Source organism: Burkholderia sp. Ax-1719 (assembly GCF_011753055.1).
Lineage (GTDB): Bacteria > Pseudomonadota > Gammaproteobacteria > Burkholderiales > Burkholderiaceae > Paraburkholderia.
Map to the genome: position 1 here is coordinate 1,146,532 of NZ_VWWJ01000001.1, position 15,861 is coordinate 1,162,392.

The 15,861-nt window shown below is 58.0% G+C and carries 12 protein-coding genes; 2 read left to right on the plus strand and 10 right to left on the minus strand.

Annotation, left to right across the window (positions count from 1 at the left end; genetic code table 11):
• Nucleotides 1–20: 20 nt before the first annotated feature.
• The gene (locus F3J17_RS04885) at nucleotides 21–1,415 is read left to right on the plus strand and encodes a hypothetical protein (RefSeq protein ID WP_167054267.1); all 1,395 of its coding nucleotides are present in this window, start codon (nucleotides 21–23) and stop codon (nucleotides 1,413–1,415) included.
• Nucleotides 1,416–1,655: 240 nt separating this feature from the next.
• Here F3J17_RS04885 and F3J17_RS04890 read toward each other — a convergent pair whose 3' ends face one another.
• Entirely contained in the window at nucleotides 1,656–2,858 is a 1,203-nt protein-coding gene (locus F3J17_RS04890; protein WP_167054269.1) for an MFS transporter, read from the minus strand.
• A 287-nt stretch (nucleotides 2,859–3,145) separates the two neighbouring features.
• On the opposite strand from F3J17_RS04890, the gene F3J17_RS04895 reads away from it, so the two are divergent.
• On the plus strand, nucleotides 3,146–4,144 hold the full coding sequence (locus F3J17_RS04895) for a hypothetical protein (protein ID WP_167054271.1): 999 nt from the start codon (nucleotides 3,146–3,148) through the stop codon (nucleotides 4,142–4,144).
• 55 nt (nucleotides 4,145–4,199) lie between these two features.
• On the opposite strand, the gene F3J17_RS04900 is transcribed toward F3J17_RS04895, so the two are convergent.
• From F3J17_RS04900 to F3J17_RS04940, 9 genes are all read right to left on the minus strand, one after another.
• Nucleotides 4,200–4,940, minus strand: a complete 741-nt coding sequence (locus F3J17_RS04900) for an SDR family oxidoreductase (RefSeq protein ID WP_167054273.1) — start codon at nucleotides 4,938–4,940, stop codon at nucleotides 4,200–4,202.
• Nucleotides 4,940–6,094, minus strand: a complete 1,155-nt coding sequence (locus F3J17_RS04905; protein WP_167054275.1) for an alkene reductase — start codon at nucleotides 6,092–6,094, stop codon at nucleotides 4,940–4,942. The genes F3J17_RS04900 and F3J17_RS04905 overlap by 1 nt, the downstream gene beginning before the upstream one ends.
• A 125-nt stretch (nucleotides 6,095–6,219) precedes the next feature.
• The gene (locus tag F3J17_RS04910; RefSeq protein WP_167054278.1) at nucleotides 6,220–6,912 is read right to left on the minus strand and encodes a type 1 glutamine amidotransferase domain-containing protein; all 693 of its coding nucleotides are present in this window, start codon (nucleotides 6,910–6,912) and stop codon (nucleotides 6,220–6,222) included.
• A gap of 116 nt (nucleotides 6,913–7,028) precedes the next feature.
• A complete protein-coding gene (locus F3J17_RS04915; RefSeq protein ID WP_167054280.1) occupies nucleotides 7,029–7,634 on the minus strand; it encodes a TetR/AcrR family transcriptional regulator in 606 nt (201 codons plus the stop codon).
• Nucleotides 7,635–7,909: 275 nt separating this feature from the next.
• Complete coding sequence (locus F3J17_RS04920) at nucleotides 7,910–8,887, minus strand: TraB/GumN family protein (protein WP_167054282.1); 978 nt, start codon at nucleotides 8,885–8,887, stop codon at nucleotides 7,910–7,912.
• A 4-nt stretch (nucleotides 8,888–8,891) separates the two neighbouring features.
• Complete coding sequence (locus tag F3J17_RS04925; RefSeq protein WP_167054284.1) at nucleotides 8,892–10,199, minus strand: TolC family protein; 1,308 nt, start codon at nucleotides 10,197–10,199, stop codon at nucleotides 8,892–8,894.
• A gap of 34 nt (nucleotides 10,200–10,233) precedes the next feature.
• Entirely contained in the window at nucleotides 10,234–11,535 is a 1,302-nt protein-coding gene (locus tag F3J17_RS04930; RefSeq protein ID WP_167054286.1) for an HlyD family efflux transporter periplasmic adaptor subunit, read from the minus strand.
• Nucleotides 11,532–13,763: a peptidase domain-containing ABC transporter gene (locus F3J17_RS04935; RefSeq protein WP_167054288.1), complete on the minus strand. Its 2,232-nt coding sequence runs from the start codon at nucleotides 13,761–13,763 to the stop codon at nucleotides 11,532–11,534. The genes F3J17_RS04930 and F3J17_RS04935 overlap by 4 nt, the downstream gene beginning before the upstream one ends.
• Nucleotides 13,764–13,854: 91 nt before the next feature.
• Nucleotides 13,855–14,694, minus strand: coding sequence for a hypothetical protein (locus tag F3J17_RS04940; protein ID WP_167054290.1), 840 nt, complete (start codon nucleotides 14,692–14,694; stop codon nucleotides 13,855–13,857).
• Nucleotides 14,695–15,861: the final 1,167 nt, after the last annotated feature.

Sequence of the window (15,861 nt, forward strand, 5' to 3'; positions counted from 1 at the left end):
TTCCACTGTAAGAGGATCGCATGACCTTCACTACTGCCGTCTCCGACCCAGTACCGCCTTCAGCCTATCCGTCCTTCGAGACGGTGAGTAGCCCTCCTCCTGCGATGCCGCCAGCGTGGACTGCCACGGTGCTGCTGCATCCCTTCAGTCCGCCCTTGTCGACCGACCCGAAGCCTGATAATCCGTTCTTTCAACTTTGCGTCGCCAACGTCGCTTGCGTCCCAGGCAAGTGGTTCTCCGCTCAAGTAGCCGGCTGTTCGTACGGCCGGTGGTGGTATGTAGTGACACCTGAGGGCACGAAGGTCTCCACGGACGGTGGCCGAACGTGGACGGCCATCGATCTTGGCTGGTCGTTGCCGAGTGACTGGTTCGGCGCACAACGCTCGAGCGCCTCATGCGTCGGCTCCTCGCCTCTGAACTGGATGGCGCCCGCGCCGGTTAACTGGTGGAAGATTCCAGTACCAATCGCAGGTTCACCGCCAGCCGCGACATGGCTCTGGTTCGATTCGGACTCGAACGCACCGGTACGCATGATGTTTGGCGAAGGACCTCCGAAGCCCACGCAAGGAGATCCGACCCAGCTTGCATTCTTTCAGATGTGGTCTTTCACGTATTTCCCCACCTACACTGCACATGACAGTGAGGAAAAGGCGCCTGCCCGGCCGCAAGACTTCACAACTCCCACGATTCCTGGCTTTTCGGTTGGAAATCCAAACGGTTATCAGAATTTCACCTGGAACACGAATTTCGGCATGACCGCGTTCATGACCCCGGTAAACGAAAACTACAATCCGTTGCCGACGCGTGTACTTTACGTTTGGAAAGACGCCCCGGATTACCAGAGCTACTCCGACCGCGCGCAAAACACGTTGATGCAGTACAACTACAACTCTGGAGAGATGGGCGCGCAAGAAGCGCTGCTGACCGGGCCGGCACCGAATGGTGTGCAGCCACCGCCCGAGAGCGGCACAGGCTTCCTTATTAACTTCAACTGGGACGGCACCTCAAGTTGCATCGGTGGCAGCCAGTTCCCGTTCGCGCAGGAACCACCCGACTGGGTTCAGATCCCGGCCGTGGAAGGCACAATCCAGGCGACCATCTCCAGCAATCCGGTCATTGCGCCCGATACGACGGTAACAATCTTTTCTGTGCTGTTCCCGCCTGCGCCGCCGAACTACCCCGAGGCCACCTACCTTTGGACGTGGTATGCGCCGCAGAACGCGACGGGTACTGAAAGCCGGCCAGTCACATTTATGCAGTCGCAGTCTGGTGTCAACGTCGGCACCAGTCTCGCGCTCGCTGATTACTATTACTACGAGGCCTTCACCCAGCCGATTGACCCGTCGAACTTTGACATTCCTTCCGCGTGTGGAATACAGACACAGAAGTCTGCGTTGCGGCGACGTCTGCCGTAATGCCGTCGGGCTACGAAGCACAAAGCGACGTCTAAGCGCGACGTGGCGCAAGGCATGATCAACAGCCAGGTCGTCGATTTCCGCTTGAGCAGGTGAAGAGTCGCTTTTGTGTCGCACGCTCTGCGTCCTCTGGAACGCAGAGCGTCAATGACACAATCGACCGCCAGCCACACTCGCCAAGATGCCAAAACGAACTACTCCGCATGTAGATGTGGCATTGCACGACCTATCCCACAATAGCTACTTGATCGCGCGAACTGCTAGATGGTTCCGCGCGAAACTGATCCCGGCAGCAATCCCACCTAGCGTTACCATCCCTGCGGCTGCCAGCGTAATGACGAGGGGGAGCTGATTTCGAGCGCCAAATATTCCCACGCACAGTCCGGCAAGCGGTTGTGTCGCATTGTTCAACAGAACAATGACTCCCGTCGTTTTCCCATAGTCTCGCGGAGGAATGATGGCCTGTCGTGCACTGCGAATGTACACGTTGAACATCTTGTCAAAACCGATCACGACCAGAAACGCAATCACATACGTAGCTATCGAAGTACACATCCCCATGGCAACACCGCCCGCAGCAATGGCGACGAATGCAATACAGCCAAGTTTGACGCGGGAAACCTCAACATGTGCGACCACCGCGAGAATCAGAATCGTTGCAATGGCGCCTGCCACTTGCAACGCGGCATAAAATTCACTCGTTTGCTTGAACTTGCCAGTCACCATCGCCGCAGCGGTCGCCAGCGTGATCCCTATTACGAGGTTCTCTGCAGCCGCTAGCAACACGAGGCGTGCAAGGCCCGGCAGCGATACAACGTGCATAAGCGCAGTTAGTAGAGGCCTGTAAATCGGGCCAGTGGTGTGCACAGGCGGAGCTATCCGCGCAGAGGACGTGCGTTGCCACACTACGGTGAATACATCTGAAGCGACAAAGACGAGCGCGGCGCCCGCCACGGCCCATTCCCAACTCTTCCATCCCAAGAGCGCGGCAGCAGCCACAGGCCCTAGAACCATCCCCAACTGGTCTGCGAGTTGCGTGTAAGAAAGTACCTTCTCGAAACGTTGTCCGGCGAATACCTGCGGCAGCAGCACTTCACGAGCGACAAATCCTTGGCTAGTAAGCGCACCGCAGACAGCGGAGAGGCCGATGAGCCATGGGAGCCCTCCCCAAACGAGATAACCAGCCACACCAACAAGACAGGCAATCGCACGACTCGCCTGACTGATGCGCAAGAGACGAACGGGCGACATGCGATCACTGAGTGCTCCGCACAAAGGGAATGCAAGGAAGCGTGGCAACGCCTCGACAAAGAAGGCTATCCCAGACCATGTAGCCTCTTTCGTGATAGCGAAGACGACCAACGGGACCAGGAAGAAAAGCAACTGGTCCGCAAGGCGCGACAGGAAAATTGAGGCAAGGAAGGCAGTTCGATCAACACGCACGCACGATTTCCCTTTTGACCGGAAGCCCGTATCCGCATCGATAGCTCAAGATTCACTCCCGATATCCGATAAGACGGTAAGTAGGAGTATTACCGCAGACGTCATCGACGGAAAGCAAGCTCATCAAAAAATGCACACCGATAGCCGAAGACCCACAGCCCATAGGAATGCCCCGAGCCGCAACAGAATCAGAAAATCTTGCCCAGCGTAGTCATGCTGGGGAGCGGATGAATGACCGCGCATCAAAGAAACGTCCAAATCGCATAGACCGTCTTATGAGAACTCGAATGAAAGGAATTGGTTGCACAGCACTGTTGTCGGCTTTGATGCTGTGCAGCTGCGCGGCACCACAGCACTCGCTCCCTGCTCAAACGCAACTCGTACCGCTCGAAGACGCAGTTGCAGGCTCCGACGGCGAGCTTGTTCGAGCCATCCGGCAAAGCGACAGCCAGGCTGCCGAAGCTGCAATAGCGGGTGGCGCAAATGTGAACCTGAAACTCTGCTACGTGGCCGCGCGTCCGGGCTACATTCGTTACGGTGTTTTCGGACAAGACCCAACCTGCCGTCCGGCCTCCCGAATGCAACCGACTGGCGTGCCACTACTGGAAGTCGTCCTCGACCGAGCCCGCGTGGATGCACAGCCCGCCCTGGTTTCAGCGCTTGGCCGCCATGGCGCGAAGTGGGATATGGATGGACTCGCAGTACTTGGCCAACTTACGTTGAAGTCGTACGGCGGACAGATCAATTGGGATGTACGTCTTGCGACGGCGAAGGCTCTGATCAGTTACGGCTTCCAGTTTTCGCCCGTTGACATTCGTACAACCGCGCACACCGAAGCCGAATTCCATCGCACCGCTTCCCTCGCGTTCGTCGGGCAGGTTGCGCGCCTGTCGGGAAACTCGGCTGCCTTCGATGCCGAAATAGCCACTCGTAATGAGGAGCGGCAAAAGCTCGCCGAAGAAAAGGCGATCGAAACTCGCGAGGCCGTCAAACAGGATCGCGTGGTCGGAACAGAAATTTGCCGGACAGACGAAGGGATTAGCCGGCAGATACTAGGCACCGCATTTGGCCGACCGATGTACGGCCAAGGTGTTCGCGCCACTTATCGTATAGTCGGTTTCACTGAAGGTGTGACGCCGGACAAGATCAAGATACGCATAAACTCGATCAAGTCGATAATGCCGGGCGGATCGGTCGAGAACATCGAACACCTTGACGGGGACCCACATCTGGATGTCAATGGCGTAATTTACGACACGCCGCTGAATTGGCAGCCTTGCGGCTAACTTTGCGGCTAACTCCCAGCTGCGGTCGGCTTCCTGCCGACCGCACTCCATTAATCTAGAACTCCTGCCGCGTCGGACGAATCACCATTTCGTTTATGTCGACGTCCGCAGGTTGTTCAATCGCGAATGCTATCGCGCGCGCCACGGATTCTGCAGGCACAGCCTGCTTGTAGAAGTCGAGCACCGTCTGTTGGGCGGTTCCCGTGGTGCTTAGCTTCAGTTCGCTCTCCACTGCGCCCGGTTCAATTGACGTCACGCGAATGTTCTCGCCGACTTCCTGCCGCAGCCCTTCGGAAATAGCACGCACGGCAAACTTGGTGCCCGAATAAACCGTGCCGCCCGGCGCGAAGACCTTGATGCCCGCCACCGAACTGAGATTGATGAAATGGCCGCTTTGCTGTTTCAGGAAACGTGGCAACGCGGCAGCAATGCCATACAGCGTGCCTTTGATATTCACATCGATCATCGCGTCCCATTCGTCCGTATTCACTTCGGCCATCGGACGGATCGGCATCAGCCCCGCATTGTTGATCAGCACGTCGAGACGCCCGAAATCGGCGACGACGCCAGCCACCACACTTTCGACCTGCGCCTTGTCGGTGACGTCGAGCGCATACGCCTTTGCTCGCCCACCCGCCGCTTCGATTTCCGCGACCAGGGCATCGAGGCGATCCGTGCGCCGCGCGGCGACCGCCACGTGCGCGCCCTGCGCCGCGAGATGACGCGCGGTCACCGCGCCAATGCCGCTGCTTGCGCCGGTAATCAGCACGACCTTGCTTTCAATGTTATTGCTCATCACAGCACCTCTTCGGTGGAAAGACGTTGGGATTCACTGTACGTCGGATAATCGGTAAAGCCTTTTTCCGTGCCGCCGTATAGCGTTGCTGCATCGACGGGATTCAGCGGCCAGCCATTGGCAATACGCGCAGGCAAATCGGGATTCGCAATAAAAGGACGGCCGAATGCAATCAGATCCGCGAAACCGCTTGCGAGCAGACGCGCGCCGCGTTCCGCCGTATAACGCCCCGCGTACACGATGCGGCCCCGGAAGGTCTCGCGCACGGCGCGGCGGAATTCGAGCGGCAGATCCGGCGCGTTGTCCCAGTCGGCTTCCGCGATCGAGAGATAGGCCACGTCGAATTCATCGAGAATCTTGATGGCTTCGATATAGGTCTGATGCGGATCGTCCTCGACGAGGCCGATATACACGCGGTCCTCGTCGGTACCTGCAAACAGCGGGGCAAAACGCACGCCCAGGCGGCCCGGACCGACGACCTTCGTCACCGCTTCGACGATCTCCCGCAAAAAGCGTAGACGGTTTTGCAGCGAACCGCCGTATTCGTCGTCACGCTGATTCGAATGCGCCGAAATAAACTGGTTGACGAGATAGCCGTTCGCCGCGTGAATTTCGACGCCGTCGAAACCCGCAGCAAGCGCGTTACGCGCGGCCTGTGCATACAGTTCGACGATCTCGCGGACTTCCACGGTGCTCAGCGCGCGCGGCACCGGGGGCGCGATCAGCGTGCCGGTGTCGGGACCGGTCGCAATGAACGCTTTCGCTTGCTCCGCCTGGAGCGCCGAGGGCGCGACCGGCGCGGCGCCGTCCGGCTGCAGCGCGTTGTGCGAAACGCGGCCGACGTGCCAGAGTTGCGCGAACATGATGCCGCCCGCTTCGTGCACGGCATCGGTCACCTTGCGCCAGCCCGCGATTTGCGCCTCGGTGTGGATGCCGGGCGTCCACGCATAACCCTGGCCGCGCGGCTCGATCTGCGTGCCTTCGCTCACGATCAGACCGGCACTCGCGCGCTGGCGATAGTATTCGGCCATGAGGTCGGTGGCGACGTCGCCGTCGCGCGCGCTGCGCTGACGCGTGAGCGGCGGCAGCACGATGCGGTTCTTGAGTCGATACGGCCCGAGCGCGACGGCATCGAAAAATTCGGAGTGCTGCATGATGAGTCCTTGAAACGTGTTGCGAGAGGGTGCGGGCTGAATCGCCCGCGCCGCGTGAATAGATGTTGTCGTTCGTTATCGTTTGAATCGACGGAGCCCTGTGCCGGGCTCTCGTTGTGATGTGATTAGCGCTTGCCCTTGAGCGCCGGATGCGCGAGCAGTTCGAGCGCGGCCGGACCGGACGAGGCCGGATTCTGGCCGGTGATCAGCACGCCGTCGGTCACGACATACACCGCCCAGTCGCCGAGCTTCGAATAGATGCCGCCCTTCGCCTTCAATTCGTCTTCGACGAGGAACGGCACCACTTGGGTCAGGCCCACGGCTTCTTCTTCGGTATTCGTGAAGCCCGTCACCTTGCGGCCTTCCACGAGCGGACGGCCGTCCGGCGCCTTCGCGTGGCGCAGCACGCCCGGCGCGTGGCACACCAGCGCAGTCGGCTTGCCGGCGGCGAAGAACGACTGGATCAGCGCGATCGAAACCGGATCTTCGGCCAGATCCCAAAGCGGGCCGTGGCCGCCCGGATAGAAGACTGCGTCGAAGTCCTCGTGCGAGACGCTGTCGAGACGCACGGTCGCCGCAAGCTGCGCCTTCGCCATGGCGTCGGCCTGGAAGCGATGCGTCAGCTCGGTCTGAAACGCCGGCTCGTCGCTCTTGGGGTCGAGCGGCGGCTGACCGCCTTGCGGCGAAGCGAGCACGATCTGCGCGCCCGCGTCCTGGAACGCGTAATACGGCGCGGCCAGTTCTTCGAGCCAGAAGCCCGTCTTGCGGCCGGTGTTGCCCAGTTGATCGTGCGAGGTCAGAACCATCAGAACTTTCATGTTGCTTCTCCGTTGCAAAGAGGCATCTCGCCCCATATAGTCGACCGGTCGTCTAGTAACCGGACCTAAAAAAAGCACTTCGGTAGAAGTGCCTGGAACAACCTTTACTGCGCCGATTAGTCCGGCAGATGCAGCGTGCGACGCGTGGTTTCGAGGGCGACCTCGAAAGGCTGCAGGTTGCGCACGATCTTGACCATCACACTGGCGCCCAGCCAAAGCTGATACAGACTTTGCGCCACGGCGCGCGGCTCCCCGTCGACCGCGAGCGAGCCTTCGGCAACCCCCGCCTCGATCGCCCGCGCCAGTCGCGCAACGACCCCGGCCGTGCCGCGATTGAGCGTCGCCCGCATGGGCTCGGACATGTCGGCCACTTCCGCGCCCAGCTTGACCGCGAGGCATTTGCCCTGGCAGTCGAAAAACGACTGCGTTTCGCGCCAGATCTGCCAGTACTGCATCAGTCGCCCGGCCATGTTCATGCCGGGCAGGTTCAGCGTCTTGTCGAGTTCGGCCAGATAGTCCTCGAAATAGCTTTCGAGCAGCGCCACGCCGAATGCGTCCTTCGACGCGAAGTAATAGTAGAAAGACCCCTTCGGCACACCCGCTGCTGCGAGAATCTCGCTCAGGCCCACCGCCGCGAAGCCTTTCGCGCCGATGATGTTCTGCCCGATCGCGATGATTTTTTCGCGAACGTCAGCGGTTTCGGTGGTGTTGGTCGTTTCCATGGACCGAACTATGACACGTAGTCGACCGGTCGTCTAGTAATTTTTTGATGCTTCCCTGACCGCCATACTCGTCTACCGCAGTGTCCAGAGTGTGAGATTCGCTCATCCCACCCGAACAAGCAAGCGACCGCGCGGCAGCCAGAGTCTCAATAATTGCTTCCAGCTCGAGCTTGCTCGCGAGAAATCGCAGCCTATCCGGATTTCAACCTTGACGAGCAGGTCGGTACCCGGACTCCTGTTCCGGCCTCGCTCCATGAGAAGATATTTTCGCTGGGTTAGTCGTGGCTCGCGGACGCAGCCACCTTCGCGGTGAGTGGAATTTCCGGATATTGATCGAGCGTAGTTCGGCGGACCGTGTATCCCGCTTTCGCAAGTCGGGTCAACATTGAAGGTTCTCCGACCAGATGCGCTGCCCCTACAGCAACCAGAATGGGGCCTGTCATTGCCTGGATGCGCTCACTCAGCAAAGCCTCCATGTAGAGGGATGAGCCATTGGCCTTGGTAAAGTCACCGACTTGCTTGAGTTCGGGAACATCCCCAGGCTCTGTGGGCCGTTCTACATCCACGGCGAGGGACCTAACGTCCCCCTGCCTCCAGTCTTTGGTCAAGTCCTGTAGAAGCTGATTGTCTACCGTCCGGTCAAATCGTTTGCACGTTTCCAGAAGGTCGATTTTCTGGAGACGTGCGGGCATCTCCTGCAGTTCTTCCATGTTCTCCACGGCAGTGAGCAACGACGAGACGCTTCTGTGTGCAGCTTGCGCGCCCAGGACCAATCTGGTTTCAATTCCCGCGTACGTCGGGGGTGTCTTGAGCCGACGTGCCACTAGCAACGTTAGAGCCCACGGCTTGATGCGCGTAAAGACGGGATAAGGCATGTGAGCGTTGGCCGCGCAGGCATGTAATGCATCCAAGCCTTCTGCGCCGAAATGATTTTCGAGACTGTCAGTTGGTGGATATATCTCCATCTGCTTGATGACCTCCGCTTCAACCGGAGTCGCGTCTGTCATCGGCGATTCCGTCACGACGGAGCTCACGCGCATGATGACCCGCTCCAGTACCTGGTTAATATCCTGAGCGGGGTCTGGAAGAAAGTGCAGGGTTGGCATCAACAGCAGCACGGGTCGTCCGGGTGCACGGGCTTCCCAGAACACACCCTCTTCGGCATGCGCAGCATCAGTTGCCATCGCACAAAAGACGAACGCCAGTGCAGGAACGACCCACGAGCCGACCAATCGCAAGTTACTTTGCCGCATTCCATCATCCTCCCTGTCGGACATCCAGCAGACTGTTCAACTGCTGCACGTCCTCTTCGTCGAGCTGGCCGGCTGAGCTCTTGAGTCTGACACCCCACATCAGCGCCGCAATGCGCGCTTCGATGTAGTTGCGTTGCTGGGAATACAACCGGTCCTCTGCTGCCAGGACATCTGAATTCAGCCGTACACCGTTGCGGTACGCCTTGACGTTGAACGCCACCGAGGCTTGCGCCGAATGCACAGCTTGCTCAAGGGCTGCAACACGGATGCGGCCGCCCTCATATCCCAGGAAAGCTTGCTGAGCCTGTTGCGCGGCACTCTGCCGGGCAACTTCGAGGTCCTCCGCTGCCTTGTCTTCCAACGCAAGATTCTCACGCGTCTCGCTCTGGCTCGACAAACCATCGAATAGCGGAATGGTAATCTGAATCCCAATTTGCGCGGCGGATGCGGCAGGGCCACCCGTGATGAAGTTATCCTGTCCGTTGATGTAGCTTGAATTACCCCGGCTGAACGATGCGATAGCTGTCACAGAGGGCAACGTCGCGTACCGGGTCTTTAACGTATGCGTATGGGCACGTGCAACCTGGAGCTGCTGGATTCTCGTGTCAAAGCCATTGTCTCGTGCCAATTGCGCCCAAGCTGACGCCTGCAACGGGTTAAGCCCGGGCAGCGGCCTGCCCGGCGCCAGCCCCGCTAGCTCCCCCGGCGGCCTTCCCACGATGCTCTCAAGCTCCACGACGCGCTCCTGCAAGGCGTTGTCCATGTCTACTTCGTCAGCTTGGGCTGCTGCCACGCTGGCCTGGGCATCCTGCACATCGACAACAGTTCCGTTGCCGAGCCGGTAGTTCTCCTTTGCGGCCATCTCCTGCTCCTGCAATGCAACCAGATGCTTGTGGGCCGCGCTCTTGTCTTCCTGCGCGCTAAACACCGCAAAGTACGCATTGCACAAACGAAGGATAAGGTCACTTTCGCTTTTCGCGAAAGCAATCTGAGCCTGCTCCACCTCGAGGCTACTATCCTTCAAATCCTGAAGCGCGCCCCAATCGAATATTGTCTGCGAGAGACTGAACGTGAAGCCCTCTGTCCGATAATTCGGAAATAGCGACGACTCCTGGTCCACGTGGCCATGTATCGCACTGCCGGAGGCCCTAAGTGACGGCAACCAGCGCGAACGGGCTTCGGGATACTTCATCTCTTCGGCGCGCAACAAGGCGGCTGCGCTTCGCACAGTTGGGTCGTAGCCAATGGCTGACTGATACAGCGTTTCCAGGTCGGTCGCGCACGCCTGCGCACTGATGACCAGTAAAGCCATACCGAGCAGCGCCCCTCGCGCTCTGCTGTGCACCTTATCTAGCTGCTCTTGGGGATTCAACGGTCTGGTAGCGCCCCGTAAGCGAGTACAGTGGTTCAAGCATCCACTCATAGATTTTTCTCGTTTCTAGCAACATGTCCGCTTCCAGCTTCATGCCGTCCTGAAGCCGCAACGTCTCGCCATTGGCGTAAACGGCCTGTTCGTCCAGCGCGACCGTTACGCGATACAGTCCTTCGTGCTCCTCTCCCAACTCCTTCAACACTCCGGGCGGCAGCGCCGTACGTGAAACCTCCGTCACATGACCGCCGTATTGACCAAACTTCTGGTAAGGGAATGCGTCGTAACGCAGGTTGACCGCTGTGCCCTCCTTCACAAAACCAATCGCACGGCTCGGCACATACAGGTATGCGAGCATCCGCGCTTTCTCCGGCTCAATGCTGGTTAGCAGCGTGGCAGGCGACACCACATCACCGGCATCAGTAAGCGGCGTAGTCGCAACGCCTTCTATCTGGGACGTGATAGCAACCCGCCGATGGACATCGTTTGAGATGTCCTGCTCCCGAAGCTCAGCAATCTGGCGGTCAAGTTGAGATAGCTGGTTCTTTTCGTCGAGCGGCGCGTTTTCGAATTCACTGCGGGCCGAATCGAGCGCCGTTGAGATATCGACTGCGTTTCTGAGGTCGGCCGCTAGCTTGCCTTTTTCGTTCAGGAGGTCGGCCTCCTTGTCATCAAGCTGGGTTTGGGAAAAGAAGCCTTCAGCCGCGAGCTTTCGTAGTCTCCCCACGTTACGCTCATCCACCTGGACCTTCAAAGCCTGGAGGCCTGACTCTGAGTGTGCCTGCGCAAGCGACTCTCCGAACGTGCGCACTTTCTCCTTCATGGCACGGTAACTCTCGACGTAGATTGCTTCTCGCCGCGTGCGTTCTCCCTGCAACTCTTCGACCCGAAGCGCCAGCTGACGCGCGATGGCGCTCTCTGCGCCGCCCGACGTTGGGCGGTTTGTCTCGGTCGAGAGGATGAAAAGAGGCTGCCCGACCCGTATCCGCTCTCCTTCTGTGACCAGGCGCTGAATCACCGTACCTTCGACGGGCGGGTACACCTTGGCGACAGCCAGGTCTGAGGCAACGTTGCCCGCCACCGTTTCCCGGCGCGTATAGGAGCCAAACACCGAGAACGCGACGAGCACAAGCGCCGCGAACAAAGCGACGACCGCATAGACCCACATCGCGGGAGGCCGGGCAAGCAGGATGGCTCCCTGCAAATGCTCAAGCTGGGCCGCATAGACCTCAGTGCGAAAAAGCTCTAGTTCTCCAGAGCCTCTTTCTGGCGTGCTCATGCGCTACCTACCACGGACGCTTGCTCGTTGACTGCATTCGCATGGGGAACTGACACCGCAAGGGGGGCCGCTACAGCGGTTACAGCGGCTGTCGCAGCAGCCTGTGCAAAGCTGACAGGCGTGAAGACCGTGTTGCCTTTTGCATCCCGACCCATGCGCAACACCCGGTCTGCCGCCCGAATCGTCTCTTCCCGGTGAGCAATGACAATCCGCGTGATTTTGAGGGATTTTATGCCGTCGTTGACTATCGACTCATTCTGGGCATCAAGATGGCTTGTGGCTTCATCGAGAAAGAGGATTTTCGGGCGTTTGTATAGTGCCCGCGCAAGCAGCACGCGCTGCTTCTGACCACCCGAGAGTGAGGAGCCCATATCTCCGACGAGCGTGTTGAAGCCCATCGGAAACGTAGCGATGTCCTTCAGGAGCGCCGCCTTGTCTGCGCACTCCCGCACCCAGTCCATGTCCACGTTGTCGTCAAAGAAGCTGATGTTCTCGGCAATCGTGCCCGCGAAAAGCTGGTCATCCTGCATCACTGCCCCGAACATCAGCCGGTAACGGGTCATGCCGAAGTTCTTCAGTACAGTCCCGCCCACGGACACGGTACCGCCAGTGGGGGTCAGCAATCCCGTAAGAATCTTGAGCAACGTCGTTTTGCCACATCCGCTGACACCGGTGATGGCAAGGTGCTCGCCCTGCCGAACATCCAATGTCGCATTGGATACCGTAGGCTTCTCGCCCATGCCGTACCGGTACGTCACCCCGCGCAACTGAATGCTGGGCGCGACATCGTCGAGCGTCACTGGTGCGACCGGTTTCTCTTCCTCCGGCTTCTCAAGCACAATGTCTGCAAGTCGCCGCGTCTGAATTCCCAGAATCTTCAGATCGTAGAACCGGTCAGCAAGACTACATGCTCGCTGCGTAAATTGGTCACTGTAAGCAATGAACGCGAGCAGCATGCCCAGCGTAATATGCTTGTCTATCACTGACGCTGCACCGACCGCGAGCACCAGCAGCCGTTCAGCCCGAAAAACCAGCGCGTTGCCCGTGTGGAACACGAGCATGAGCCGTTGTGTGCGTAGCGCTGCGTTCTTTTGTCGCACAATGAGATTCAGCCAAGCTGTCAGCCGCGTCGAACCCTTGTCGAAGAGTCGCACACTCTGGATACCTCGTATCGTTTCGATGAGGTGACTTTGTTGTTTGGCATCGAAGACAATCTGGCTTTCCGTCGCGAACTTCAGAGAGGCGTACAGCCCCATCCGCATACCGATATATAGCAGGACTGCGAATAATGTGAGCATCGAGAGCTTGGGGTTGAACACCAGCATCATGATGAGCGTGCCCACAGACATCAAGCCGTCGAGAATCGCTTCCACGAAACCGGTGGTCAGTGTCGCCTGAATAGAATTGACACTCGACGCCCGCACCAGAATATCGCCCAGATGCCGCCGCTCGAAGTACGCAATCGGCAATCGTACAAGATGGGCAAACGTGCGCGTGAGCCATTGAACATTCAGTGTGGTCCCCATGTACAGGACGGCCCACCCTCTCAACACTTCCACGACAGTCTGCAACATCCACAACAAACCGAAGCCGATCGCCAAAGTCGTCAGCAGTCCTACATCTGCGCTGGTAATGGCATCATCAACCACCCACTCGTTAAAGAAGGGGGCAATGAGCGAAAAAATTTCGATAACCAGCGCCAGGATGAACACTTGCGTGAGCGAGCGCCCAAGCCCGATGATGCGTCCCGTGAGCGTGCGGATTTTTACGCTTCGAGGTACGCTCTGCTTCCTGAAATCAAAGTCCGGCGTCAGTTCAAGTGCCACGCCAGTGAAGGCGTCGCTCAACTCCTTGCGCGTAATAACGCGTCGGCCGGTCGCCGGGTCACAGATTTCGACCACGTCACCTTTCGCGGCCTCGAGTACGACAAAGTGGTTTAGGTCCCAGTGCAGGATGCACGGCATCTGAAGATTTTTGATTTCCTCCGGTTCGAGCCGCAGCGAGCGTGCCGAGAGCTGCATGCCCTTGGCAACATCAATCAACTGGCGCAAGGTGATGCCCTTGAGCGAGATGGCATAAGCTGCGCGGAGTGTTCGCAGGTCTGTCTGGTGCCCATGATACGCGGCTATCATGACAAGGCAGGCCAGCCCACACTCGGCCGCCTCGCTTTGCAAGACGACAGGGATGCGACGCCTAAAGCCAAATTGAAGCGAATAGATTGCTGCCATGCGCTTTCCCCGACGCAAGGATGCGAGGCGTTTGACGGCCTCGCATGGGTTACTGCTTATCGTTGTTCAACCGCAAGCGTGTTGCTCAGCATCAGGCGTATTCAGCTGTGCTATCGCCCGGTTCCGTGACCGGGTCCGAACCCGCATCGCTATTGAGCGCCAGTTCCGGGTCGCCGCCCGTATTTCCGGCGTCGTAGGAATCGATTGCACCGTTTTCGGCCGTATCGTCCGTGTACGTCATCGTCTGGTTACCGGACGAAAGCGAGCTTGAGTCTTCAGCAGTATTGCCTGAACCAAGCGGCGTTGAGGAACTATCGTCAGTTCCGGCATTGGTAGTGGTGACATCGTCCGAGACCGTCGTATTGTTCGTCACGTTACTTTCGTTGACATCGGGCTCCGATGACGTCGTTGAGTAGTTGGACGAGGAACTGTCGTCCGACGACGTAGTGGTCGAAGTGCTGTATGCCGGGGGGGAATCATAGGACGGGTTGGCGTCCGAGCCCGTTTCGCCACTGGAGCTGGAGCTCGAACTGCTGCTGGGCTGAACCGTGCCCGTTTGCACTGTGTTGCTCGAACTGCTCGAGTTACTGCTACTCGTGGCTGAGTTATAAACACTTTGCGCCCCGTCCTCAAGATACGAGATACCCTTGCTCGTACCCTGATTTGCGAGCGCACCCGTAGCCGCCGCCGTCACCGGAATCTTGCCCCCAGTCACGCCATTGACGAAACCCGTCACAACAGCACCAGCAACTGCGCCGCCTCCCTGGCTGATGGCGGTGCCCACCGTCGTTTGACTCCAGGGCGTGCTGCTCGAGCTCGAACTGGTTGAACTGGTGCTTGAGGTGGAACTGCTTGTACTCGAAGAACTCGAACTACTCGTTGTTACGCCACCACCGACGAAATCAAGCTCCACTACTGATAATTCACGCATGACTGTCTCCGTTCTTGGTAAAGCATGCGGTGATAAATCGGGAACTACATCGGGAAACAACTTTAAATGCAGCTCTTTAAGGGGCCGCAGCGAGAGAATATCGACTTAAATTGGCCAGCTCTACCCCCTCTTTATGTCACCCCATAAAACTGAAGAAAGGTTTGGAAAGAAAGATAAGGTCTGCGTAGCACAATAAACAGCACAACATCGCGCGACAGAAAATTGATTTGCTCGAAACAGCCACAAAATAGCAATAAAAATCTCATAACATTTTGCTTTCTATCTCTTACGATAAGCAATTATTATGATCGCGTTAAACTCAAAGCGCATAAGAGATTAAAAAAATGTTTCATCGCTGAAACTTAATTAAAATATTTCTCGTTTGAATGCATTTTGCATTCTTTGAGACATTCACTCTTTTCATCTCAAATGAAAAACGGATCTGTATCCCGTTTCGTCTCTGGCCGCCGGAGATCACTCTTCCGCTGTCACATTTGACGACCGGCCTTAACATCGTGTGGACCGCGACAATGTCGGTCGAAGGTTTTAATGCGAAATACATGAACTTGTGCGAGAGGCCGATGAGATACGCATGATCGTCGATTTCCACGCCCCTGAGGCTTTAGGCGCCTGCCGCGAGATATACGGCGAGATGAGTATGTTTTGGGGCAACTTCGGAAACATTCAGCACCTGACAGCCGCTGGCAAAGCGGTCTACTCTGAAACCCGTTGCTTTTAGGAGGCACACACGTCGGCCATGACACTCGGCCAAAATAGTCGCTGCCAATCGCGGCATTGCTCTGGTTCGATTTGGCCTCGAACGCACCGGTACGCATGGTGTTTGTCGAAGGACCTCCGAAGCCCACGCAAGGAGACGGTGACAATGTTTTCTGTGTTGTTCCCGCCTGCGCCGCCGAACTACCCCCAGGCCACCTACCTTTGAACGTGGTATGCGCCGCAGAACGCGACGGGTACGGAAAGTCGGCCAGTCACGTATATACAGTCGCAGTCTGGTGCCAACGTCGGCATCAGTCTCGCACTCGCTATCACTACGAGGCCTTCATCCAGTGATGAGGCCTGCCATCATGTGATACCGGACTTTTCGTTGCTATAAGCTGGCAAGCGAGCCTCCCCGTTAGAGCAACACCGGTTGCGGCACAGTGGTTT

Bases quoted from the DNA above. Each gene is read 5' to 3' on its own strand.
- F3J17_RS04885 (WP_167054267.1), top strand. From the start codon at position 21: ATGACCTTCACTACTGCCGTCTCCGACCCAGTACCGCCTTCAGCCTAT.
- F3J17_RS04895 (WP_167054271.1), top strand. From the start codon at position 3,146: ATGAAAGGAATTGGTTGCACAGCACTGTTGTCGGCTTTGATGCTGTGC.
- F3J17_RS04900 (WP_167054273.1), bottom strand. From the start codon at position 4,940: ATGAGCAATAACATTGAAAGCAAGGTCGTGCTGATTACCGGCGCAAGC.
- F3J17_RS04905 (WP_167054275.1), bottom strand. From the start codon at position 6,094: ATGCAGCACTCCGAATTTTTCGATGCCGTCGCGCTCGGGCCGTATCGA.
- F3J17_RS04910 (WP_167054278.1), bottom strand. From the start codon at position 6,912: ATGAAAGTTCTGATGGTTCTGACCTCGCACGATCAACTGGGCAACACC.
- F3J17_RS04915 (WP_167054280.1), bottom strand. From the start codon at position 7,634: ATGGAAACGACCAACACCACCGAAACCGCTGACGTTCGCGAAAAAATC.
- F3J17_RS04920 (WP_167054282.1), bottom strand. From the start codon at position 8,887: ATGCGGCAAAGTAACTTGCGATTGGTCGGCTCGTGGGTCGTTCCTGCA.
- F3J17_RS04925 (WP_167054284.1), bottom strand. From the start codon at position 10,199: ATGGCTTTACTGGTCATCAGTGCGCAGGCGTGCGCGACCGACCTGGAA.
- F3J17_RS04930 (WP_167054286.1), bottom strand. From the start codon at position 11,535: ATGAGCACGCCAGAAAGAGGCTCTGGAGAACTAGAGCTTTTTCGCACT.
- F3J17_RS04935 (WP_167054288.1), bottom strand. From the start codon at position 13,763: ATGGCAGCAATCTATTCGCTTCAATTTGGCTTTAGGCGTCGCATCCCT.
- F3J17_RS04940 (WP_167054290.1), bottom strand. From the start codon at position 14,694: ATGCGTGAATTATCAGTAGTGGAGCTTGATTTCGTCGGTGGTGGCGTA.